The 22,589-nt window shown below is 68.8% G+C and carries 24 protein-coding genes; 17 read left to right on the top strand and 7 right to left on the bottom strand.

Annotation, left to right across the window (positions count from 1 at the left end; all coding sequences use genetic code 11):
- Positions 1-13: 13 nt before the first annotated feature.
- Positions 14-256 (top strand): mersacidin/lichenicidin family type 2 lantibiotic, encoded by a 243-nt coding sequence (locus KY501_RS21035; RefSeq protein WP_224365000.1) that lies wholly within the window; start codon positions 14-16, stop codon positions 254-256.
- A gap of 96 nt (positions 257-352) precedes the next feature.
- On the top strand, positions 353-1,993 hold the full coding sequence (locus tag KY501_RS21030) for a cell division protein FtsK (protein WP_224364999.1): 1,641 nt from the start codon (positions 353-355) through the stop codon (positions 1,991-1,993).
- An 86-nt stretch (positions 1,994-2,079) separates the two neighbouring features.
- Here KY501_RS21030 and KY501_RS21025 read toward each other — a convergent pair whose 3' ends face one another.
- The 5 genes from KY501_RS21025 to KY501_RS21005 all read right to left on the bottom strand — a co-directional run bounded on the left by KY501_RS21025 (position 2,080) and on the right by KY501_RS21005 (position 7,793).
- Positions 2,080-2,874: a Dyp-type peroxidase gene (locus KY501_RS21025; protein ID WP_224364998.1), complete on the bottom strand. Its 795-nt coding sequence runs from the start codon at positions 2,872-2,874 to the stop codon at positions 2,080-2,082.
- Between the two features lie 165 nt (positions 2,875-3,039).
- Complete coding sequence (locus KY501_RS21020) at positions 3,040-4,611, bottom strand: V-type ATP synthase subunit I domain-containing protein (RefSeq protein WP_224364997.1); 1,572 nt, start codon at positions 4,609-4,611, stop codon at positions 3,040-3,042.
- Positions 4,612-4,613: 2 nt separating this feature from the next.
- Positions 4,614-6,239: a PDZ domain-containing protein gene (locus KY501_RS21015; protein ID WP_224364996.1), complete on the bottom strand. Its 1,626-nt coding sequence runs from the start codon at positions 6,237-6,239 to the stop codon at positions 4,614-4,616.
- Positions 6,240-6,333: 94 nt separating this feature from the next.
- The gene (locus KY501_RS21010) at positions 6,334-7,242 is read right to left on the bottom strand and encodes a TIGR01777 family oxidoreductase (RefSeq protein WP_224364995.1); all 909 of its coding nucleotides are present in this window, start codon (positions 7,240-7,242) and stop codon (positions 6,334-6,336) included.
- Positions 7,239-7,793, bottom strand: a complete 555-nt coding sequence (locus KY501_RS21005) for a peroxiredoxin family protein (RefSeq protein WP_224364994.1) — start codon at positions 7,791-7,793, stop codon at positions 7,239-7,241. The genes KY501_RS21010 and KY501_RS21005 overlap by 4 nt, the downstream gene beginning before the upstream one ends.
- A 128-nt stretch (positions 7,794-7,921) precedes the next feature.
- Between KY501_RS21005 and KY501_RS21000 the strand changes: the two genes are divergently transcribed.
- The 12 genes from KY501_RS21000 to KY501_RS20945 are packed head-to-tail and all read left to right on the top strand — an operon-like array spanning position 7,922 to position 19,599.
- Positions 7,922-9,034: a polyprenyl synthetase family protein gene (locus tag KY501_RS21000; protein WP_373691625.1), complete on the top strand. Its 1,113-nt coding sequence runs from the start codon at positions 7,922-7,924 to the stop codon at positions 9,032-9,034.
- A gap of 16 nt (positions 9,035-9,050) precedes the next feature.
- Positions 9,051-10,598 (top strand): phytoene desaturase family protein, encoded by a 1,548-nt coding sequence (locus KY501_RS20995; protein ID WP_224364993.1) that lies wholly within the window; start codon positions 9,051-9,053, stop codon positions 10,596-10,598.
- Positions 10,595-11,605 carry a phytoene/squalene synthase family protein gene (locus KY501_RS20990; protein WP_224364992.1) on the top strand — a complete coding sequence of 337 codons (1,011 nt, stop codon included), beginning with the start codon at positions 10,595-10,597 and terminating at the stop codon, positions 11,603-11,605. The genes KY501_RS20995 and KY501_RS20990 overlap by 4 nt, the downstream gene beginning before the upstream one ends.
- On the top strand, positions 11,602-12,927 hold the full coding sequence (locus KY501_RS20985; protein ID WP_224364991.1) for a hydroxymethylglutaryl-CoA reductase, degradative: 1,326 nt from the start codon (positions 11,602-11,604) through the stop codon (positions 12,925-12,927). Before KY501_RS20990 ends, KY501_RS20985 begins: the two co-directional genes overlap by 4 nt.
- Positions 12,924-14,393 carry a phytoene desaturase family protein gene (locus KY501_RS20980; RefSeq protein ID WP_224364990.1) on the top strand — a complete coding sequence of 490 codons (1,470 nt, stop codon included), beginning with the start codon at positions 12,924-12,926 and terminating at the stop codon, positions 14,391-14,393. Before KY501_RS20985 ends, KY501_RS20980 begins: the two co-directional genes overlap by 4 nt.
- A complete protein-coding gene (locus KY501_RS20975; RefSeq protein WP_224364989.1) occupies positions 14,390-15,310 on the top strand; it encodes a carotenoid 1,2-hydratase family protein in 921 nt (306 codons plus the stop codon). The genes KY501_RS20980 and KY501_RS20975 overlap by 4 nt, the downstream gene beginning before the upstream one ends.
- Positions 15,307-16,482, top strand: coding sequence for a glycosyltransferase family 2 protein (locus KY501_RS20970; RefSeq protein WP_224364988.1), 1,176 nt, complete (start codon positions 15,307-15,309; stop codon positions 16,480-16,482). The genes KY501_RS20975 and KY501_RS20970 overlap by 4 nt, the downstream gene beginning before the upstream one ends.
- Entirely contained in the window at positions 16,479-16,793 is a 315-nt protein-coding gene (locus KY501_RS20965) for a lycopene cyclase domain-containing protein (RefSeq protein WP_224364987.1), read from the top strand. The genes KY501_RS20970 and KY501_RS20965 overlap by 4 nt, the downstream gene beginning before the upstream one ends.
- A gap of 5 nt (positions 16,794-16,798) precedes the next feature.
- A complete protein-coding gene (locus KY501_RS20960; protein ID WP_309242982.1) occupies positions 16,799-17,146 on the top strand; it encodes a lycopene cyclase domain-containing protein in 348 nt (115 codons plus the stop codon).
- The gene (locus KY501_RS20955; protein ID WP_224364985.1) at positions 17,143-17,820 is read left to right on the top strand and encodes a lysophospholipid acyltransferase family protein; all 678 of its coding nucleotides are present in this window, start codon (positions 17,143-17,145) and stop codon (positions 17,818-17,820) included. The genes KY501_RS20960 and KY501_RS20955 overlap by 4 nt, the downstream gene beginning before the upstream one ends.
- A complete protein-coding gene (locus KY501_RS20950; protein WP_224364984.1) occupies positions 17,817-18,698 on the top strand; it encodes a MerR family transcriptional regulator in 882 nt (293 codons plus the stop codon). Before KY501_RS20955 ends, KY501_RS20950 begins: the two co-directional genes overlap by 4 nt.
- On the top strand, positions 18,691-19,599 hold the full coding sequence (locus tag KY501_RS20945; RefSeq protein WP_224364983.1) for a MerR family transcriptional regulator: 909 nt from the start codon (positions 18,691-18,693) through the stop codon (positions 19,597-19,599). The genes KY501_RS20950 and KY501_RS20945 overlap by 8 nt, the downstream gene beginning before the upstream one ends.
- Positions 19,600-19,619: 20 nt before the next feature.
- On the opposite strand, the gene KY501_RS20940 is transcribed toward KY501_RS20945, so the two are convergent.
- On the bottom strand, positions 19,620-20,417 hold the full coding sequence (locus KY501_RS20940; RefSeq protein WP_224364982.1) for a tetratricopeptide repeat protein: 798 nt from the start codon (positions 20,415-20,417) through the stop codon (positions 19,620-19,622).
- Positions 20,418-20,529: 112 nt separating this feature from the next.
- Between KY501_RS20940 and KY501_RS20935 the strand changes: the two genes are divergently transcribed.
- Complete coding sequence (locus KY501_RS20935; RefSeq protein WP_224364981.1) at positions 20,530-21,237, top strand: 2OG-Fe(II) oxygenase; 708 nt, start codon at positions 20,530-20,532, stop codon at positions 21,235-21,237.
- A 225-nt stretch (positions 21,238-21,462) separates the two neighbouring features.
- Positions 21,463-21,747 carry a hypothetical protein gene (locus tag KY501_RS20930; protein ID WP_224364980.1) on the top strand — a complete coding sequence of 95 codons (285 nt, stop codon included), beginning with the start codon at positions 21,463-21,465 and terminating at the stop codon, positions 21,745-21,747.
- Here the strand turns inward: KY501_RS20930 and KY501_RS20925 are convergent.
- Positions 21,724-22,023: a hypothetical protein gene (locus tag KY501_RS20925; protein ID WP_224364979.1), complete on the bottom strand. Its 300-nt coding sequence runs from the start codon at positions 22,021-22,023 to the stop codon at positions 21,724-21,726. The genes KY501_RS20930 and KY501_RS20925 overlap by 24 nt on opposite strands.
- On the opposite strand from KY501_RS20925, the gene KY501_RS20920 reads away from it, so the two are divergent.
- Positions 22,022-22,276 carry a hypothetical protein gene (locus tag KY501_RS20920; protein WP_224364978.1) on the top strand — a complete coding sequence of 85 codons (255 nt, stop codon included), beginning with the start codon at positions 22,022-22,024 and terminating at the stop codon, positions 22,274-22,276. The two genes, KY501_RS20925 and KY501_RS20920, sit on opposite strands and share 2 nt — an antisense overlap.
- The last annotated feature ends 313 nt before the right edge of the window (positions 22,277-22,589 follow it).

Here is a 22,589-nt window from a genome sequence, read left to right as displayed (position 1 = left end):
CCAGGAGAACACCATGAACACCGCGATGATCGTCCAGGCGTGGAAGGATCCGGAGTACCGCGCGAGTCTCCCGCTCGAACAGCGCGCCGCGCTTCCGGAGAACCCTTCCGGCGTGCCGCTCACGGAGCTCGAGGAGTCCGAGCTGAGTGAGATCACTGGCGGGCGACCCCTACCCGTGACCTGTCCGGAGTTGTGCTGCTTCCTGAGCATCAACTGTCTCTCGCTGACGCTGGTCTGCCGCGATCTGGATTCCTGAACGCCGCGGAGCGTCATCTTGTTTTCCTTGAAATAAAGGAAAATCAGTTTAAGTAAGGTGCTGCCGTGAGTCCGTGCCCTCGAGGAGGACCCTGTCATGCGCCGCACCCCACTGGATGCTTCGTTCCCTGTGAGCCGTCCCCGTAGGACAGGTCTGCTGGGGCTGGCGGCGATGACGCTTCTGGCGTTCAGCGCCGGTTGCAGTGGCGCCCCGGAGCCGGAGCAGGACGGAGAACTGGGCAGCTCCAGCGGAGCCGTGGTGACCCAGGGCAGCATCCTCTTCGTGGGCAACAGCTTCACCCACGGCAACGAGGAGCCGGCGTACTCGTACAACAAGGCGGCCATCACCGATGCCAATGGCAGTGCGCAGGGTGGGGTGCCGGGTATCTTCAAGAAGCTGACCGTCCAGGCCGGGTTCTCGTTCAACGTCACCATCGAGGCGGTCAGCAGCGAGACGCTCAGCGGGCACGCTTCCACGAAGGCGTCGATCATCGGCCGCGTCTGGGACAACGTCGTCCTGCAGGAGCAGAGCACGCGTCCCCTGCCCACCGCTCATGGAGGAGACCCCGCGGCTTTCTCCTCGGGTGCTGGCAGCCTGCGGAGCCTCGTGGTGAGCAGCAACCCGGCGGCCCGGGTGTTCCTGTATGAGACTTGGGCATCGCCCGCGTCGGTCTCGGCCCAGAGTTACACGGCTGGCACGGCGGGCCTGCCAGAGATGCAGACCGACCTGCGCAACGCGTACTTCAAGGCTCGGAGCGATCTGGGCTTCACGGGCGTGGCCCGGGTGGGGGACGGGTTCATGCGCGCGGTCGATCAGGGGTTGGCGGATCCGGATCCCTCCAATGGAACCACCGCGGGAACCTTCAACCTCTGGAGCGCCGCGGACAGCCGCCATGCGAGCAAGTACGGCAGCTACCTCTCGGCGGCGGTGCTGTTCGCGAAGGTCACCGGAGCCGATCCGCGTACCCTGTCCGTCGGCACGGACAGCGCGGCGGCAGGCCTGGGGATCAGCTCGACCGATGCCACCAACCTGAACCGCATCGCCTACGAGATCTCCACGTTGCCGGATCCGGTGGTGGGGGTCTCCGGGCCTCAGGTCGTGACCAATGCGGCCTTCACGGGAACGGTGACGGCTGGTACTCCGGAGAACCTCACCGGCAATGCGCAGTTGAGCTCCCTCACCACCGCGGAGGGCACCTTCACGAACCTCGTGGGCGCGACGGCCAATGGCATCACGGGGACCAACACCCCCAACGCGCGTGGCACGGTGCCCGCGAACGCCAATGCCGCCGCTTCGGGCCTCAGCGTCCATGACGGCGCGAACAACCTGGGCTCGGGTAACTTCCAGTTCGGCACGGCCTTCACCGCGAAGACCCGCTTCTTCATCGTCGAGACGGGGCTGACCTCCGGAACGATTGGCGACGACACTGTCGTCACGCTGGTCAATGCGTCGAACACCCCGGTGGGCTCGTTCTCGCTCTCCCTGCGCGCGAATCAGTTCACCTCTTCGGCCGCGGGCAACATGTCGAACGCCCTGGCGACGATCAACTACACGAGCGGCGTTGCGAGCGTCACCGGAACCCCCGTGGGCACGGTGCAGTCGAAGCTGGGGGCCGTCACGTTCTCACTGGCGGACCTGGGTGTCACCGATGTCGCGAGCGTCAGCAGCGCCACCGGTATCCGCCTCGTCAGCTCTACGATCGATCCGAACGTGGTGGGCCTCTTCACGGTGCCTTGACCGGCGAGGCCCTGCTTGAAAGGGCAGCCCCGCAGGCGGCGGCCATGAACCGAGCTGGTATGCCTGTCATACCAGTTGGCGCTCGGTCACAGGCCGAGGAGCGCCAGGTCGAGCTGGCCCTTCTCGAGCGGCGGGCACCAGTAGTAGCCGCCAGTAATGGGTCGCGAGAAGGTGAAGAGCCCGTCCACGATTCCGTCCTCGAGCCCCGCCATCCGGCGCATCATGATCTCGAACCGGTCGAGCGATTCGACCTGCGCGATGAACTCGAGCCCCTCCTGCGTCGCCGTCGCCCACGGCATCGAGCGGCGGATCATGAAGGCCGGTGGCTCGAAGCTCTCCTGCGCCGTCCGCTTCACGTGCGCGGATTCCGGTGCCTCTTCGATTTCATCATTCGAATCGGCTCGCCGTCCGATCAACATCTCGCGCCGCTCCTCGCTGAACCGGCGGAAGCGCACGAGGTCATGAACCCAGCGCTGCACGACGAGGAAACTCGAGCCGCGCAGGTGCTCGCCCTGGGCCACGATGGCCGACCGCACCGCCAACTCCCCCTTGGGGTTCTCCGTCCCGTCCTCGAACCGCGTGAGGTCGCGGCCCTCGTGATAGGTGAACGTGTCGTTCGAATCCGCGAGCAGGAATGCGTCGGCGACGAGCTCGCGAATCTGCTGGGTCAGGTCGAACACGACGCCGCGATCGGGACCTCGCAGCAGGAAGCAGAGCGCATCCTGTGTCGATGGGACGCTGCAGGCCGGACCGGACATGGCTGGGAACGTGCGCAGCCCCGGAATCGATTTGCCGAGCGCGAGCACCACCGGCTCACCGATGCCGATGACGCCGCAATCGGCCGGCACGCCCTCGCGCAGCCGGCGGAGCGCGCCGAGCACGTCCGTCTCCGGAGCGATGCGAAACGTGAGCGTGCGGCCTACGGGTGGGCGGTCAGCGAGGATGGAAGGCTGTGAAGTCTCGAGCATGGGTGCGCGCTTATCGTAGAGCCGCACCTCCGTCGAGACAGTCACGTCCGAGCGTGGAGTATTGGATGCGCCTCAGCCTTAGCGGCCCGCGGAGGCGACCTGCTGGGCGATCTCCTGCACGGCGCGCGCCGCGTTCTTGGCCACCGAGGCCGGCGCTCGGCCGCGCGCCGCATCCATGGTCTTCAGCGCCTCCTGCATCTCCTGGGTCGCCGGGGCGCGAAGTTCGCTCTCGAGCCGGTTGACGGTCTCCTGCAGCAGCGCCTGGGCCTCGTAGGGCAGTTCGTTGAAGGTCGTGAAGGCGCCGAAGGCCCGGTCGACATTGCCCTGGATCTCGTAGATCCCGGCGTAGAGGCGCTGGAGTTGCTGGTCGAGATCGAGCCGGTCGATGCCGTTGGCCCACTGCTCGTAGAACGGCCGATCCGCGAGCGCGTCGATGGTCTCGTTGCTGATCGACTCGACGAGGATGCCCTTGAACTTGTCGACGAAGGTCTGGTGGACCTTGCGCATGAACTCGACCCAGTACGTCAGCGAGTCGTCGGCCCGAGCGGTGAAGGTGCGCACGTTGGCCTTGAGGCCATCGGTTGCCTGCGCGCTCTGCCAGTCCTCCATCGCTCTCACCGCGTCGGAGCGGTACTGCTTGGCCTTCTCGTAGCCGTTGTTGAGCACGTAGTCGGTGGCCTCGCGGCGCACGGTCGAGAAGCTCATGATCACGCCCTTGCGGCCTCCCATGAACGAGAGCATCTCCGACGCGCATTGGTCGACGTAGGACTGCGCGACCGGCAGCACGGCCTTGGCACCCTTGCCGATCATCTTCGCCGCGCCGCCGAGCGGGTTGTAGACCATCGACAGCGCCGTGAAGACATAGGATGCGAAGGCGTTGCCCGGCCGGGTGAGCTCGAGGATCTGGTTCATGATCGCCGGATCGATGCCGAGCCGTTCTCCCGCGTCCTTGATGTTCTGACGCTGCCGTTCGATCTGATCGAGCAGCTCGTCCGCCTTCTTCGGGTCGAGCCCCACGCGCTTCACGGCCTCGCGCAGCAGTTCCTTGAACTTGTCGTTGATCTGCTTCTTGACCTGCTCGACCTTGGAGGCCGCGTCGAGCGCATCGCGGATGCCCGTGGCATGCGCGGGCACGACTTCCTCCATCATCTTGTTGACGATCTCCCGGAGCTTGCCGGCCGCGTAGCGCTCCCTGTCGAGCAGGTCCTTCTCGGTCTGCGACAGGTTTGCCCAGTGAGTGCCGTAGATGGCCGCCTTCTCCTCAAGCCGGTTGCAGATCAGCATCTGCTCGTCGTGCGTCTCGCCGATCTTGCAGCGCTCCAGTCCCTCCCAGAACTTGCGCTCCTCGCTCGCCGCGATGTCGCGGAAGGCGATGAGGTTCTGGGGCGGCTCCTTGTAGCCTTCGAGGAGGTTGGCCAGGCCGTTGAGCACGAACTTGGACAGCGTGTCGAGCTTGCTACGGAAGTTGTCGGCGATCTTGCGGTCTCCCTTCTCCGCCGCGATGTCGCCGAGCTCGACGAGCCCAGCCTCGCGGCGTTTGAGCAGCTCGGTGAGCGCGAGGCTGACGCGGATGTAGTCATCCGGCGGGAGCGTCGTCTTGAAGAATGCAAAGCGCTGCTCGAGTTCCTGGGCGCGGGCTTCGAAAGCCATGATCAGATCCCCTGGAGCGTGGCGACGCGCCACGGTCCGTTGTCGATGCGCTGCAAGGTCCACCAGCGATGCACGGTCACGTCGAGAAAACCGCGGTACTCACCGTCGAACTGGCCAATGTGCTCGATCTCCGCCTCGACTTCTTCGACACGTGGGGCACCCGGGAACTCGTCTCCGCGGGTGACGACTCGCGGCTCGCCGACCCAGGCGACGCGTGCGTCCCAGACGCGCCGGGAGAAGCTCGCGCGCGAGCGCTCGAAGTCGTCGTCGGTGGGGTGCTGCATCCGGTAGCAGACCTGCGGCGTCTTGTCCGGGTTGGAGCGCACCAGCCAGTCGGCGAACAGCTGGCGCCACACCGAGAGGTCGCCCGCCTTGATGCAGTCGATCATGCAGGTGAGCACGGCTTGCGGCGAGGCATCGTCCGGCGGCAGCTCGGTGCGCGGCTTGAGCAGGCCTTCTTCACCGGCGAAGGCGGAGATCTCGCCCTGGCCTTGACGCACGTCGACGAACAGCGAGTCGCCGATCAGCGCGGCGAGCACTTCAATCTCCAGTCCCCAGGTGCTGCGGCCATCCACCATGACCACGCGAGGCTTGGGCAGCACGCGGCCGAGCAGGGTGTACTCCTCGCGGATCGATGGGGACACCAGCCGGGTGTAGCGGCGCAGCGCTCGCAGCATGCGGATGGCGCCGAGGCTCTCCATGTCGAGGAAGTAGCGACCCTGGCTGGAATCGCCAGCCACGAACCAGCCGTGCCCGGCCTCGGAGATCCACTGCCGTGTCGGCAGGCGTTCTAGCACCACGCACTTGCCGGCGACGGCTTCGCGCTGGCCATGGATGGGGTGCTGCGCCGGGAACGCGGGGATGGTCTCTGCCTTCACGGAGTCGAGCGCGGCGGCCCAGGCCTGCTTCGCGAGCGAGGCGACCTCGGCCGCGCGCTCCTCGTCGGCCTTGCGGTAGGCGAGCTCCGCCTCGCCGAGCGAGTAGCGTTGCCCTCGCAGCCGTTCGAGCGTCGCCTCGAAATCGCCGCGCACGGCTTCAGCGAAGGGTCCCGGGTAGCGGCTGAGCATGCGCTCGACGCGCGGGCGTTCCTCGAGCAGCGACTTGTACTCGTAGGGGGTGGTCAGGCCGACGCGGAAGCGCGCCTGGCAGAAGGTGTTGCGCACGCGCTTCTGCAGCGCCTCGAGCCAGGACGACCAGGCGTCATTGAAGCCGTCTCGCTCATAGGTGTCCGGGCCATTCTCCCAGACGAGCGTGCGATTCTCGGCGGAGCGGTAGGTGCGCTTCGCGCGCAGCGCGCCTTCGACTTCGAGAGTCTGCCAGCCCAGCGGTTGCTTGCGCCGCACGGTCAGGCGCACGCGATCGTTCTCGCGACGCTGGGACTTCTGCCAGTGCACATGCTCCTGGTACTGGCCGACGAGCAGCGCCTGTGCGGCACCATCGGGCGGGCGCGTGACTGGCGCACCATCGACCGCGATGATGCGGTCTCCCGGCAGCAAACCCGAGCCGCGGAAGCCGGACTCCCAGCCGAGGTTCTCGACCAGCAGGCTCGGAGGCGATTCGTCCCAGTTGGTCTCGGTGATCAGCCCGGTGGTGATCTCGTCGACCACGAACACCTGAGTTCCTTCCATGGAGTCCCCCCGCCGACTGCGGCTGGCATGACACGAAGAGTCTGCCAGCGGGCGGGGCGGTTGGTCACCGCAAAAAGGGGCAGAGGCAGGTGGATCATGTGGCGAGCAGATCCTTCAAGGCCTCCTCGAGTCGAGGGAACCGGAACGTGAACCCAGCCTCCGTGAGCCGCTTCGGCAGCACGCGCTGTCCCTCCAGCGCCACCATCGCCATCTCCCCGAGAGTGGCCTTGAGCACGAACCCCGGGACGTGCATCACCGAGGGCCTCCCCAGCGCCGTACCCAGCGCATGGGCGAAGTCAGCGTTGGTGACGGGCTCGGGCGCCGTCACGTTGACCGGGCCCTCCAACTGCGGACGCTCCAGCAGGAAGAGCATCGCTCCCACCATGTCCGCTCGGTGGATCCAGCTCACGTACTGCTTGCCCGAACCCACCCGTCCGCCCGCTCCCATGCGGAACGGAGGCAGCATCGTGTGCAGCGCTCCTCCTTCCGGGTGCAGCACCACGCCCATGCGCGCCACCGTCGTGCGGATGCCCACCTCGTGCGCACTGGCCGCCTCCGCCTCCCAGCTCAGGCTCACCCCCGCCAGGAAATCCTTCCCCGGAGCGCTCGCTTCCGTGAGTACCTCCGCGCCGTGCTCACCGCCGTAGTAGCCCACCGCCGATGCCGACACGAACCGCTGCACCGTACCCGCAGCCCTCATGGCCTCCACCAGTGCCCGCGTCCCCAGCACCCGGCTTTCCCGGATGCGGTGCTTCGCCTCGCGCGTCCAGCGCTGGTTCACAGGCTCGCCGGCCAGGTGGATGACCGCCTGCGCTCCTGCCAGGGCCTCGGGACCCAACGGCTCGCCCGCTCGGAAGGGAGCCCCCGTCACCCCCGCAGGCAGCTTCGCCAGGCTCTGTTCAAGGTTTCGCACCAGGATGTGCACCTGATGCCCCGCCTCCAACAAACCTTGGACAAGCGCCGGACCCATGAACCCGCTCGCCCCTGTGAGTGCGACCTTCATGGCAATGCCTCCTCAGCCCCCAGGTCCACCCCCACCAGCCGAGACAGCGCCGTGAAGAACGTCTTGCGCTCGGCCTCCTCCAGGCGCCCCGAGTAGCTGTAGACGACCGCCCCCGTCGCATCCAGGAGCATCACCGTCGACGTCTTCTTGGGGAGCGCCCACGGCTTTCCCCCCAGCGTCCCATCCAGATCCACCAGGATGGGCACTCCCACCTTCTTCTCCTCGTCCCTCACGTACGAGAGGGCAATCTGCCGAGCAGGGAAGAAGTTGAACTTCTCCAGGTTCGCCACCGCCACCACCCAGGCCGATTCCAGCAGGCCGTGCTTCTTGCCTCGCTCGAACAGCTCCTCCTTGAGCGCCAGGTTCAGCCGCGTGGAGTCCTTGTCCTCGTAGAAGAGGATCACCGGCTTGCCCCGCCACTTCGACAGGGGCGCCGACTCCCCGTCCGAGCTCTTCAGCGTCGCGTCCAGAGGACTGGAGGGAGGCCCTTCGCCGTACGCCTCGCCCACCGCCAGGGTCATCGTCAGTGCGCCTGCCAACCAGCCCTTCATGCGCGGCTCCTTCCGGGCACCTTGAGTCCAACAAAGGTGATGCAAACCTTGGACATAGTCTTGACAAACAGTGTACGCAGTCGGTACGAGTAGGACAAGACGCTCTCGAAGTCCTGGAGGAACGTGTGATGGCGCATCCCGTCTCCATGGAGTCGGCTCCGGTGGTGTCGGCTCCAGTGCCCACACCCCAGCCGCCGCCCTCACCCGAGCAGGCCTGGCTCCAGACGGTGCAGCACCAGGTCGAGGCCTCGCTGGCCGAGCTCTTCGAGCTGCCGGATGAGGCCTCCCTGGATGTGCGCTGGGCGCAGGCCATGGAGCGCACGCGGAGCTACTCGCTCCGGCCCGCCAAGCGGGTGCGGCCGGCCCTGGTGGTGGCGGGCTACAGCCTGGCGCGAGGCTCATTGAAGGTGCCCTCGGGAGTGTGGCGGTTCGCTGCGGGGCTGGAGTTGCTGCACACCTTCCTCCTCATCCATGACGATGTGGCCGATCAGGCCGAGCTGCGACGGGGTGGCGCGGCGCTCCATCACCTGCTGGGCCCTGGGCGGGCAGGCGAGGACCTCGCCGTGGTGGTGGGCGACCACCTGTTCGCTCGCTCGCTGGAGGCGATGCTCACCTCCGGACTGCGAGGAGCCTCGGAGGCTTCGCGGTACTACCTGGCCGTCTGCCGGCACACGGCGGCCGGCCAGTATCTCGACTTGGAGCTGTCTCGAGCGCCGCTCTCGGAGGTGAGGCTGTTCCAGACGCTGCGCGTGGCCCACCTGAAGACGGCCCGCTATGGCTTCTGCGCGCCGCTGGTGTGCGGGGCGATGCTGGCTGGAGCGGACGGCGAGCTGTGCGAGGCGCTCGAGCGGGTGGGCCGCTACGTGGGGCTGGCCTACCAGCTGCGCGACGATCTGATCGGCCTGTTCGGCGATGTGCGCGTTGCGGGCAAGGCCGCGGATGGGGACTTCGTGCAGGGCAAGCGAACCTTCCCGGTCATGGCTGCGTACACGCGCGCTCCCGTGCTGGTCCGCGCCGAGTTGGAGCAGCTCTGGGCGTTGCCTCCCGAGGTCAAGGACGAGGCGGCGCTGGCCCGAGCGCGGGCGCTGATCGAGGAGCACGGCGGCCGGGCCGCGTGCGAGCGGATGGTGGAGCGTGCGTCGAGGGCGGGGCAGCGGGCATTGCAGGCGCTGCCGGAGCGGGCAGGCGTGCGTGAGCTGTTGGACACCCTCATCACCCGGCTGGCGCGTCGCGCCGCCTGAGGAAGAGAGCAACGCCATGGAGCAGGGCAGGCCGAAGGCAGTGGTGGTGGGCGCCGGCGTGGGCGGGCTGGCGGCCGCGGCTCGCTTGGCGCGCCAGGGCTTCGACGTCCAACTCTTCGAGAAGACAGACGGGCCGGGCGGACGCTGCAACCAGCTCCGGGTGGACGGGTTCACGTGGGACATCGGGCCCACCATCGTGCTCATGCCCGAGGTGTTCGAGGAGACCTTCGCCGCCCTGGGCCGCCGCGTTGAGGACTACCTGACGCTCCAGCGGTGCGAGCCCAACTACCGCATCCACTTCCGGGACGGCTCGGCCATCACCTTCACCTCCGAGCTGTGCACCATGGGCAAGGAGCTGGAGCGCTTCGAGCCCGGCAGCTTCCAGCGCTACCTGGCCTTCCTCGCCCAGGGGCGCGAGCAGTACCGCACGAGCTTGGACCATCTCGTGGGCCGCAACTACGCGGGCATCTCGGACTACTTCTCGCCCAAGGTGCTGGCGCGGATCCTCAAGGTCCGCGCGCACCGCCGCATGTACTCGGACGTCCGCCGCTTCTTCCGGGATGAGCGGCTGCTCGCGGCGATGACGTTCCAGACGATGTACCTGGGCGTGTCGCCGTACGCCTCGCCGGCGGTGTACGGGCTGCTGCCCTTCACCGAGCTGGGCGTGGGCATCTGGTTCCCCAAGGGCGGGCTGTACTCCATCCCCCTGGCGCTGGAGCGGGTGGCGCGCGAGGAGGGCGTGCGGCTGAACTACGGCGCGCCGGTGGAGCGCATCCTCACGGAGGGGGCTCGGGCCACGGGCGTGCGGCTGGCGGACGGGCGCACGGTGCGGGCGGACGTGGTGCTGTGCAACGCGGATCTGCCGTACGCGTACGAGAAGCTGCTGGACGGCGCGCCCACCTCGCTGCCCCGCAAGGAGAAGCTGCGCTACACCTCGAGCGGCTACATGCTGTACCTGGGGCTGCGGCGGAAGTACCCGGGGCTGCACCACCACAACGTGGTGTTTGGCCACGACTACAAGGGCTCGTTCGATGACATCTTCGAGCGCTTCCGCGTGCCGGAGGACCCGAGTTTCTACGTGAACGTGCCCACGCGCACGGATCCAAGCCTGGCGCCCGAGGGCCAGGACTCGGTCTACGTCCTGGTGCCGGTGCCCCACCAGCACCCGGGTTTGGACTGGAAGGTGGAGGGTCCGAAGGTCCGCGCCAAGGTGTTCCAGCGGCTGGCCGAGCTGGGCTACCCGGAGCTGGAGCGGGACATCCTCGTGGAGCGCGTCTACACGCCGGATGACTGGGCGGCCTCGTACAACCTCATGCATGGCAGCGCGTTCGGGCTGGCGCAGAACTTCCTGCAGATCGGCCCCTTCCGCCCGTCCAACCAGGATCCGCGCGTGAAGAACCTCTTCTTCGTCGGCGCCTCCACGCAGCCGGGCACGGGGCTGCCCACGGTGCTCATCTCCGCACGGTTGGTGGTGGAGCGGATGCTCGCTTGGGCGAAGGCCTCCGGGTTGTCCCGGGCGCCGGGAGCCCAGGCCTCGCAGGAGAGCGTGGAGGTGGCGGCATGAAGTCGCACGAGGATCCATTTCTGGTGGGCCGCGGCTACCGCCGGGCGAAACAGGTGACGCGCCAGCATGCCAAGAGCTTCTTCTTCGCCTCGTACCTGCTCTTCGGCGCTAGGCGGAAGGCGGCCTTCGCGCTCTACGCCTTCTGCCGGCGGCTGGACGACATGGTGGACGAGGGCAGCCAGGGTGTCGCGCCGGTGGATCTCAAGGTGCGGCTGGATCGGGCGCGGCAGATGGTGGCCGAGGTCTACCTGCCGATGCCGGAGCTGGCGGCGCCGGGGCTCGACTCTCCGGCCGAGCGGCTCATGAGCGCGCAGGCACAGTCCCCGTGGGAGCCGGCCGAGTTCGCCGCGCTCAAGCACTGCATCCACCGCTTCCGCATCCCCGAGCAGCCCTTCCAGGACCTCATCTCCGGCATGGAGATGGATCTGACGAAGTCCCGCTACGCCACCTTCGAGGAGCTGGACCTGTATTGCTACCGCGTGGCGGGCGTGGTGGGGCTCATGTTGACGCCGGTGCTGGGGGGCTCGGAGGTGCGGGCCATTGCCCACGCGGCGGACTTGGGCCGGGCCATGCAGCTCACCAACATCCTGCGCGATGTGCGCGAGGACCTGGGGCGTGGCCGGGTGTACCTGCCTCTGGAGGAGCTGAAGGCCTTCGGGCTCGGTGTGGAGGATCTCGCCCGTGCCCAGGTGGACGAGCGGTGGCGCGAGTTCATGCGCTTCCAGATCCGCCGGGCCCGCGCCTATTACGCGCGCGCCGCCGCGGGTGTGCACTTCCTCCAGGCCTTCGGCAGCCAGCGGATGGTGCGGCTGATGGGCGGCATCTACGGGGACATCCTGCGCGTCATCGAGGAGCGGGACTACGACGTGTTCACCGGGCGCGCGTGGGTGCCGGGCCGGCGGAAGCTGGCGCTGGCGGCGGCGGCGATGGCTCGGCCGGAGGCAGTGCTTCCGGCTTCACAAAGCGAGGTGAGTGTTCCACTGCTTCCAACGGGGACTCGGGGATGAACGACGACAAGGTGAAGTCGTTGAAGGTGAGGCGGAGCTCCCGGCTGACGGGCTTCTACCAGGAGTCTCCCGATCGGCGGCGGGCGCGGCTGGTGGAGTCGCGCTGGTTGGCCCCGGAGGATGCGAAGGCCTGTGAGGGGCTGGCCGGCTTCGACGAGTCCTGCGCGGATGTGATGGTGGAGAACGTCATCGGCCTGCACGGCCTGCCGTTGGCGGTGGCGCTCAACTTCGTGGTGAACGGGGAGGATCGGCTGGTACCCATGGCGGTGGAGGAGCCTTCCATCGTCGCCGCTGCCTCTTACGCGGCCCGGCTGTGCTCCGAGGGTGGAGGCTTCACGGTGGTGGCGGATCCGCCCATCACCACGGCCCAGGTGCAGTTGCTGGACGTGCCCTCGCTGACGACGGCGGTGCGGGAGCTGCGGGCGCGGGCTCCAGAGCTGCTCGCGGAGGCCAACGCGCTGATGCCGGGCATGTGCGCGCGCGGCGGCGGCGCTCGGGAGTTGGAGGTCCGCTTGCTGGACAGCTCCACGCTGGTGGTGCACCTGCACGTGGACACGTGCGACGCCATGGGCGCCAACCTCGTCAACAGCCTGGCGGAGGATCTGGCGCCTCGGTTGGCGGAGCTCTCCGGGGGACGGGCCGGGCTGAGGATCCTCACCAACCTGGCGGACCGCCGGAAGGTGAAGGTGCGCGCGCGGGTGCCGTCGGGCGCGCTGTCCTCGGAGCGCTTCCGGGATGGAGGCGCCGTGCGGGACGCCATCCTCGAGGCCCAGCGCTTCGCGGAGCTGGACGTGTACCGGGCCGTCACCCACAACAAGGGCGTGATGAACGGCGTGGACGCCGTGCTGGTGGCGTGTGGCAACGACTGGCGCGCGGTGGAGGCAGGGGCACATGCCTATGCGGCGCGCGAGGGCACGTACCGCCCGCTCACCTCGTGGTGGAAGGGGCCGGAGGGCGAGCTGTGCGGCGAGCTGGAGCTTCCGCTGGCGACCTCGACGGTGGGAGGCGCGGCGCGCACGCACCCCGGTGTGCAGCGAGCGCTGAAGCTCGCGGGCGTCACGGGCGCGGTGGATCTGGCGGGGTTGGCGGCGGCCGCGGGACTGGCCACCAACCTGTCGGCCCTGAAGGCGCTGTCCACGGATGGAATCCAGAAGGGTCACATGTCGCTGCACGCGCGGCGGGTGGCGGCCGAGGCGGGAGCCAGTGGTGAGCTGGTGGAGATCATCGCCGAGCGGCTGTCTCGCGAGCGCGTGTACCGGCCGGAGCGGGCCCGGGAGCTCCTCGCGGCGGAGGTGGCGCGGAGGAAGGGGGGCTGGAGATGAGGCGCACCCGGGTCGCGGTCATCGGAGGCGGCATCGGCGGGCTGACGGCGGCCGGCCTGCTGGCGAAGGAGGGTCACGAGGTGACGCTCTTCGAGCAGGGCGCCACGCTGGGCGGCAAGGCCCAGGCCGTCACGGTGGACGGCATCACCCTGGACACCGGCCCCACGCTGCTGACGCTGCCGGCCCTGGTGCGCGGGACCTTCCAGCGGTTGGGGGCGATGGACCTGTTGCCACCCTTCTCGGAGCTGGAGCAGCAGTGCGTGTACCGCTTCGGGGACGGCTGCGGCCTGACGGTCTACAAGGAGGTGGCGCGCACAGCGGAGAGCGCGGCGGAGCTGCGCCACAGCGAGCGTCACGGGGTGTTCTCCTTCTATAAGGAGGCGGAGGCCATCTACCGGGCCGCGGGCGAGCCGTACCTGGAAGCGCCCTTCGAGGGCATGGCGGGCTTCATGGCGCGGGTGGCTCGGCGCGGGGTAGGGGCGGTGCTAGCGGGGATGCGGCTCAGCACGCTGAGCGAGCTGGCCGAGCGGCACTTCAAGACGGACCACATGCGGCAGTTCGTGGGGCGCTTCGCCACGTACACGGGGGCCTCGCCCTACGAGGCGAGCGCGGCCTTCGCGCTCATTCCCCACATCGAGCGGGCCTACGGCGCGCACCACGTGCGAGGCGGCATCGGTGCGCTGGTGGAGGCACTGGGGCAGGCGGTGCGGAGGCTGGGAGTCACCGTGCGGCTCAACGCCCACGCGCGCTACGAGCGTGAGTCTCAGTGTGGTGGTGGCTATCGGGTGGGGCCCGTGGGAGAGGCGGAGCCCTATGACAGCGTGGTGGTGAACGCGGATCCGCTGGGGGCGCTGAACCGCGAGGAGGAGCCGTTGTCGCTGTCCGGCTACGTGGTGCTGCTGGAGGTGGAAGGCCGTCCCTCGGTGCCGCACCACGCGGTGCTCTTCAGCCACGATTACCGCCGCGAGTTCGAGGAGCTGTTCGGCGGCCGGCTGGCGAGTGACCCGACGGTGTACGTGTGCAACCCTTCGGCGACGGATGACACGATGTCTCCGCCCGGGCGCATAGGGCTGTTCATGATGGTGAACGCGCCCCCGCTGCCCAGGAGCCCTGCGGAGGCTGAGCGCGCCGCCGAGGCGTGGGCACTGAATGCCGAGCAGGCCAAGGGACAGATGCTCGAGCGGCTGGCCACGCACTTCCCGCAGCTGAAGGGCCGGATGCGCGTGCTGGGGCAGCGCACGCCGGTGGATCTGGCGGCACAGGGGGCCCCTGGAGGATCCATCTACGGCTTCCTGCCTCATGGGAAGTTCGGTCCGTTCCGCCGTCCGCGGATCCGCGGGCGCACGCCGGGCCTGTTTTTCGCGGGCGGGGGGACGCACCCGGGCGGCGGGGTGCCGCTGGTGATGCTCTCGGGGAGCTTTGCCGCGGAGATGGCCTCCGCGCACCTCAGGAAGGTGGAGGCATGAGCCCGCTGCCACCGCTGCCGCTGCTGCCCTCGGAGCCGGGCGCCTACCGCTGGTTCTACGCGGACGTCACCTCGGGCGAGCTCAGCGCCGTGTTCATCTTCATGGTGGGCTCGCTCTTCTCGCCGCGCTACTCGGTGGCGGCGAGGCGCGGAGGGCTGCCACGGGAACACTGCGCGGTGAACTTCGCGCTGTACCACCGGGGCCTGCGGCTACGCTGGGTGCTCTCCGAGTACTCGAGGTTGGAGCAGGAGTCCGCGCACCAACTGCGCATCGGCCGCTCCACGCTGAGCTACGAGGGGGACCTGGTGCGCATGCAGGTGGATGAGCGCACGGCCCCGTGGGGCCGCCGGGTGAAGGCCTGCCTCGTGCTGGAACCCCTGACGCCCATGGGAGACGAGGTGCAGTTGGCGCCGGGCCTGCCGCACTGGTGGCAGCCGCTGGCTCCCCGCACCCGTGCGCGGCTGGAGGTGGAAACGGAGGGCCTGTCGCTCGAAGGGCTGGGCTACCACGACACGAACCATGGCGCGGAGCAGCTCGGAGCGCGGCTGCGCGGGTGGCACTGGTCTCGCACCCACGGGGAGCACGAGACGGTGGTGGACTACGTGCTGCCGGATGGAATCCCACCGGTGCAGGTGGTGGCCGGGCCCTGGGGGCTGCAGAGCAAGCGTGGGAGCTCCGCCGGGGTGCTGGAGACGGAGCGCACGGGGTGGGGCCTGCGCGTGCCGAGGCACCTGCTGACGCGCGCTCCGGTGGAAGGCGCTCCCCGGCTGTTGGAGTCCTCTCCCTTCTACGCTCGGGTGGAGGCGAGCACCCAGAAGGCGAACACGCTGGGCGAGGTGGCGGACTTCCGCCGCTTTCACTCTCCGCTGATCCGGTGGATGGCGCACTTCCGCACGCGGGTGGAGGGTCCATCATGAGTCCGTTGGAGCTGGTAGGCCTGGGTTGGGCGGCCGTGGCGACAGGCTTTAGCGCCGTGGCGCTGGGACGGCTGCTGCGCGAGCGGCGCGGGCCGAAGGTGGACACGAGCGTGCCGGTGCTTCTGCTGAGGCCGGTGGATGCGCCCACGCCTCGCGAGTTGGAGAACCTCTCGCGCCCGGTGGACTACGCGGGAGCGCTGGAGCAGGTGGTGGTGTCTCCGTATCGGCCTCGGCTGGGGCCGGACGTGCGATGGCTGCCGAGCGATCCGCCCACGCCGAACCGGAAGGTGGGGCACCTGCTGTACGCGCTGGAGGTGTTGCCGACGCAGGGACGGGTGGTGCTTGCGGTGGACGCGGACGTGGCGGTGACGGGAGCGCTGGTGGAGGCCCTGGCCGCACCGGTGGCGGCGGGCGCCGCGTTGAGCACCGCGGCCCCGACACCCGTGGGAGTGCGTGGCGTGGTGGGCTGGGCGGTGGCGGGGCTGCTGCGACACAGCCACCACAGCTTCCGGGCGCTGCACGCGATGAGCGCGGGCGCCAAGGCCGTCTGCGGCAAGGCCCTGGGGCTGTCACCCGTGGCGGCGGAGGAATTGCGGCAGCTCTCGGACCACATCGGGGAGGATCTCGAGCTGGCGAAGCGGCTGCACGCGAGAGGATGTGAGGTGGCGCTGGCGCAGGAGCCGGCGCTGGTGCCGATGGAGCCAATGCGCTCCTGGCGTCCCGCGGTGGAGCGCTTCACCCGATGGATGCAAGTGCTGGCGAGCCACCGGCCTGGGCTCTACCCGACGGTGCCCCTGCTCTTCACGCCCACCCTGCCGCTGGCGGTGCTGGCGGCGGTGCTGGGCTCCGGGCCGCTGGCCCTGGCGACAGGGGCCCTGGTGCTGGTGCGGACCCTGCTGTCCTGGAGGCTCGCCGTCCTCACGAAGTCCTCGCTCCCGCCCACTCTCGACGCGATGGGCGGCCCACCATTCGCCGAGAGAGTGGGTGGGGGCGGGGGTACCTCCTTCATGTTCCTGTTCTCCTGGCTGCTGGGAGAGGCGCTGTTGCTGGTGGCCTTCCTGCGCTCCACGTGGCAGGCAGGGACGGTCACCTGGCGTGGCCGCACCTATGCGCTTCAGCGTGGGGGACGGATGCAACCCGTGTGGCCCGAACTCAGCGGAGGTCCGGGATGACGTACGCACGCTTCATCGGCCTGTTTGTGGCACTGCCCATCGTCTTCCTCGCGGTGCGCTATCGGAAGACCCTGACGGCGCGAGGCCTGGCGCCGCTGGGCCTGCTGCTCGTCGTCGTCTATGCGGCCACGTCCCCGTGGGACAACCTGGCGGTGAAGTGGGGACTGTGGGGCTTTGCTCCGGAGCGCATCTGGGGCATCAAGCTCGGGTATCTGCCGCTGGAGGAGTATCTCTTCTTCGGATTGCAGACAGTGCTGGTGGGCCTGTGGGCGCGGGCCCGTCTGACTCGAGCGCTGGAGGGTCCGCCATGAGCGAGTTGCTGGAGTCACGCTGGGCCTACCTCGCCCACCTGTTGATCTGGACGGTGCCCCTCATCCTCTTGCAGTTGCTGGCGCTGGCCCAGCACTACAGACGGCGCACGGGGGCAGTGCTGCGAGCCGTGTTGCCCCCGGCCTTCCTCGTCGGCGGCTACCTGGCCGTGGCCGACCACCTGGCCATCTCGGCGGGCATCTGGAACTTCGGTGAGGGCAAGCACCTGGGCGTGTACGTGGGCGCGGTGCCCCTGGAGGAGGTGCTGTTCTTCGTGCTGACGAGCCTCCTGGTCTCGCTCGGGCTGGCGCTGTTCACCGCGCTGCTGGGCCCGAAGGAGGTCCGGGCGCCGTGATTCGCGCGGCCAAGGGAGGCCCCCTCGGGTGGCTGTTGGATCGGTACGTGGGCTGGAAGTTCCGGTCCGCCTTCCGAGGCCTCTGGGTGCGCGGCGCGCTGCCCGCGGGGGAGGAGGCCCGGCTCGTCTATATGAACCACTCGAACTGGTGGGATGGCTTCATCCTGCACCAGCTCGGGCAGGCGGCCGGCTGGGATGCGTACTGCCTCATGGAGGAGAAGAACCTGAGGCGCTACCGCTTCCTGGCCCGCATCGGCGCCTTCAGCATCCGGCCGGGAGACCCTGCCTCCTCGCTCGAGTCGCTGCGCCATGCGCGCGAGCTGCTGCGGAGGCCTCGGGCCGTGGTGGGCCTCTTCCCGGAGGGAGAGCTGCGGCCCTTCGGGGTGCTGCCGCTGCGGCTCCAGCGCGGCGTGGAGTTGCTGGCGCGGGCCGGGAAGCGCGAGTGCGTGCCGGTGGCGCTGCGCTACGCCTTCTTCGAGCACGAGCGGCCGGATGTGCTGGTAGAGGTAGGTACACCGCACCCTCCGGGTCCGATGGAGGTATTCCAAGAGGGACTCGACACGGTGGTGCGGCGGGTGGCGGAGGCCACGAGCCTGGAGGGCTTCACGCGCGTGGTGAGAGGAGGCAGTGGAGTGGCGGAGCGATGGGATACGGTGAGGGGGCTGGAGACATGACCCTTCGCATCCGCACCATCGCCCGGCTGACGGGCATCCGCGAGGCCACGCTGCGCGCCTGGGAGCGCCGCTACGGCTTCCCGCGGCCGAACCGCAGCGAGAACAACAACTATCGCTCCTACTCGCGCGAGGAGGTGGAGAACATCCGCCGCGTGGCGAAGCTCATCGCGGAGGGCCTCTCGGTGAGCGAGGCCATCGCCCAGGTGAAGGCCACGCCCGTGCAGGCGCTGCCCAAGGACGAGCGCTTCGCCGATCGCTTCTGGTCCGCCGTCATGGTGCTGGACGAGGAAGCCGCCCGGCGCGTGCTGGACGAGGCCCAGGCCTCCATGGAGGTGGAGGTCTACTGCAATGGCCTCCTGCTGCCGCTGCTCCGGGAGATGGGGCTGCGGCTGGACATCGCTCGGGAGCACATGGCCTCGGCGCTCATCCGCCAGCGGCTCCGACTCTTGCTGGACACGGAGAAGACTCGAGGCGAGGGGCCCCGGGTGCTGCTCGCGTGCCCGCCCAAGGACCACCACGAGGGCGGTCTGCTGGCGCTGGGGCTGCAGCTCAGACGCCGCGGTTGGCGTGTGACGGTGCTGGGCGCGGACACTCCCTCCGAGGCACTTCACAGCGCGTGTGTCCAGCTTGTACCGGAGTTGGTGGCGCTCTCCTTCGTGCGCAGCCGCGAGCCGGAGGAGATGGTGGCGGTGTTGACCGAGGTGCTCCATGCGTGCGGTTCCATTCCCGTAGTGGTGGGGGGGACGGGAGCCCGCGAGCATCTGAGGACCATTTTTTCGCTGGGCGCGCAGTATGCTGAGTCCGCCGATGAGCTCATGGCCTTGTGGCAGATGGCTCGCGGTTCCCTGAACCGGACTCGAGCTCCCGTGAATGGCTGAGCGCACCTACCGCATCCACATCGCCGCGGAGCTGTCGGGGGTCCGCGTGGAGCTCATCCGCGCATGGGAGCGCCGCTATGGCGTGTTGCGGCCTGAGCGCACGCCCTCGGGCTACCGCGTGTACACGGACCAGGATGTGGCGCTGCTCAAGCGGCTCAAGCAGCTCACCGAGGAGGGCGTGTCCATCAGCGATGCGGTGAAGCTGCTGCCCCGGCTCCAGGAGGAGCTGGCCGGGAGCACTCCCTCGCTGGCGGTCGAGGTGACCCCGTCGAGCCTGGAGTCGTGGCGGGGGGCGATCCTCGCAGCCGCCCAGAGCCATGATCAGGCGAGGGTGTCGGCCGTGCTGGACGAGGTGCTGGCGGCGCTGCCACCGCTCAAGGCCTTCGACGAGGTGCTGGTGCCGGTGCAGTGCGAGGTGGGGGACCGCTGGCACGCGGGCCGGCTGACGGTGGTGCAGGAGCACCTGGTGTCCCAGGTGGTGCGGGCCCGGGTGATGAGCCTGCTGCACGCCTCGCCGGGCAACGAGGGCGCACGGCACGCGGTGCTGGCGTGCTTCCCGGACGAGGAGCACGAGATTGGCCTGCTGGGCGCGGCGCTGCGGCTGCGGCACGCGGGGTTCCGGGTGACGCTGCTGGGGCAGCGAGTGCCCGTGGCGGATCTCGGACGGCTGGTGGCGGAGCTGAGGCCGGATCTGGTGGGGCTCTCAGCCGTGACGGATCTGGGCTCCGCGACGTTCGAGGAGACCCTGACACGGGTGCTCCAGGCCCTCCCCTCGGGAGTCTCCATCTGGGTCGGCGGCGCGGCAGCCAGGACGCACCGCGAGGTGTGTACGCGCTGGAAGGTGCGCTCCATCAGCTCCATGGAGGATTGGGCCGCCGAGCTGAAGCCGCAGGGCGGCTGAGCCTCGAGTCGCACCCCGGTTCAGGGTGTCACGTTCTCGGGCGTGTTGAGCAGCTCTCGCGCCTTGAGGGCAACGCTCGGCGGCGTGGCGGGATCGTCCAGCAGCGCCTGGAGCTGCTTGCGGGCGGTCGCCTTCTCTCCCCGCCTCCATTGCCAGGTGGCTTGGAAGACGAGCAGCTCTCCCCGTGTCTCGGCATCCGGCTCCAGTGACAGCGCCTTGTTGCTCAGCCGCTCGGACTCCTCGGACTTATCCGAGGACATGGCGAGCTCCTGCCATGCGGGCACGAAGTTGGGAGCCTTCTTGCTCAGCGCCTCCAAACGCTGCCGGATCTCCGCCGGCTCTCGCAGCTGCATCACCTCGACGAACTCCCCCAGCGTCCCCGGAGGCACGCGGCCGTCCTTCTCCCGGCGGAGGCTGTCGAGCATGCGCTTGCTGTCGGAGACGCCCTGAGGAGCCTGTGTGTCCAACTGCTCGTACGTCTCCAGCGCCTTCGCGTTGTCCTTCAGGTGCAGGTAGGTGAGGCCGATGTCGTAGAGGGGGATGGGCCAGTTGGGGGCCTCCTCGCGCGCCTGCTGGTACGACTTGAGCGCCTCGTCGTATTGGCCGGCACTCGCTTGCTTGCGGCCCTGGGCGTGCAACTCCATCGCCCGCTCGGGGATGGGCGGCGGCTGCGGAGGCGTCTCCGGCAGCGTGGGAAGGGGCTCGGGCTTGCTCAAGGCGGAGCCCGCGTCCACGGGGGAGGCCGCGGGGGCCTTCTCCTGGCGCGAGCAGCCTTCGAGCAGGGCCAGGGCGGCCCAAAGAATCAAGAGACGACGCATCTCGGGTGACCTCGTCCCCACCCGAGCGCCACCGGGACACCGGTGGGTCGTTCGAGGGGGGCGCGCCACTATATAATCAGCCGGCGGCTCCATCCCCTGCCCCTCTTCCGACATGACAGACTTCATCGAGGTCCACGACGGCGTCCTGGAGCCCGCACTCTGCGAGGATATCCTCCAGCGGTTCGAGCAGAGCCCCCACGTGCACCGGGGCCGCATCGGCCACGGCGTGGATGTCACCAAGAAGGACAGCTACGACCTGACGCTCAACCACGTGCCCGGATGGGAACCCACCCTCCGGCTGCTGCTGGACAAGACCTTCCCGCCGCTGCGGGCCTACCTGCGCAAGTACCTCTACACGCTGATTGGCGCCATCTCACCCGCCGTGAAGGATCCGAAGACGGGCCAGATGGTGACGCTCAACGAGCAGAACTTCGCGCAGGTGGGGGAGCCGCTCCTGGACACGCTCATCGGCGGCTTCTACCGCTATGGCGTCCTCAACGTGCAGAAGTACCTGAAGGGCTCGAGCGGCTATCCGCACTGGCACTCGGAGATCTACCCGAAGGACGCCAACTGCGAGCAGCTGCACCGGGTGCTGGCCTTCCAGTTCTACCTGAACGACGTGACCGAGGGCGGCGAGACGGAGTTCTACTACCAGCAGCGCAAGGTCGAGTCGAAGCAGGGCCGCATGCTCATCTTCCCGGCGGGCTTCACCCACACCCACCGTGGCAACCAGCCCGTCTCAGGCGACAAGTACATCATCACCTCGTGGGTCCTCTTCCACCGCGCCGAGTCCATCTACCGCGCCGCACCTCCGGCCTGAGGCAGGGCCGCCGGGCGCGGGCGCAAGGCGCCAGGTGGCTGCCCTCCTGGGCTTCCAGGCATGGCAATGCACCTGGGAGGCATGGCGTCCTGCCACGATGGTGGCGCGCTCACGCGAGGCTCCCCCAGGGAGTCGCGAGAGGCACGCACCTTGCTCTTGCTCCTCGTGTGCAGGCCGAGCCCGGAGGTGGCCTTCGGCTCGGGCCTGTCAGGAGGTTGAAGACAGATGAAGGCGTGGATGGCAGCCCTGGTGTTCGCGGTGGTTCCTCTGGTCGCCTGCGGGCCCTCGCAGGAACTGGAGCATGCTCGAGAGCAGGTGGACGCACTGCAGCAGGAGAACGCGAAGTTGAAGACCCGGGTCAGCGACCTGGAGGGAAGCCTTCAAAACCTCCGCCACGAGCGTGATCAACTGAAGCTCGCGGCGGCGGCAAAGCCCGCTCCTGCGCCCGCTCCCGCCGCGGCGCCCGCGAAGAAGACGAGCGCCCCGTCAGGCACCGCGGCCCGGAAGTAGCGTGCCGGCGGCCGAGGCCTCCTCCCGGTCCTGGAGGGGCTCGGTGAGGGGCTCGATGCGGGCCGCGAGCGTGGAGGTGTGGCAACTCGCCTGGGCGGTCTGGCGTCTTGCGAGGGTGGCTCGGCGCGCGGCGCGCACCTCCGAGCAGGCGACGGCCGGGCACGAGCCTTGCCTGGAGGCATTGAAGGCAGGTGTCTCCAGGGACGCTCCCTGGTTCGAGCCTGCAAGGAGCTGGATATCGATGAAGACCCGGGTGGTTGCTGGAGTGCTGGTCATGGGAGTGCTCGCCGCGTGTGGCCCCTCCAAGGAGTTGAGGCAGGTGCGCGCCGAGGCCAGTTCGCTGCGCACGGAGACAGACTCGCTGCGCGCGGAGGTGAGGGTGCTGCGCGCGGAGAACAAGACCCTGAAGGCGAAGGCAAGTGACTTGGAGGACAGCCTCGCCGAGGTGTCCCGCGAGCGAGACGAGCTGAAGCTCGCGGCGGAGCGGCCCCCTCCGCCCGTCACGCCGAAGAAGACGGGCCGCAAGTAGTCCCCCATCGTGGACCCCGAGGTGGAGCGGCCTGGCTTCCGGCCACTGCTCCTCTTGGGACACGAGGTGCCACACGCTGGATTTCACGGGCTGGCTGAGGCGTTCCTCGCTTCGAGCGCCACGTCGCCCTGTGACGCCCCGGGTCGCCGGGTCTCTCTTCACCTTCGAACTCCCCTCGCCGTACGAATCCCGGCTCGGATCCTCACGAGAGCGGTGTAGCCTGGGCGCTACTGGGATCCATTTGAGGGATCATGGGTTCGTTCCAGCGGGTGAGTCTGATTTGTTGCATGTATCTGTGAAATTGTAGTGGAAT

Origin of the sequence: Hyalangium versicolor, from assembly GCF_020103695.1 — a bacterium.
Classification (GTDB): Bacteria; Myxococcota; Myxococcia; order Myxococcales; family Myxococcaceae; genus Hyalangium; species Hyalangium versicolor.
The sequence above is the reverse complement of the archived record's forward strand: the minus strand, read 5'-3'. Positions and strand labels throughout refer to the sequence as shown.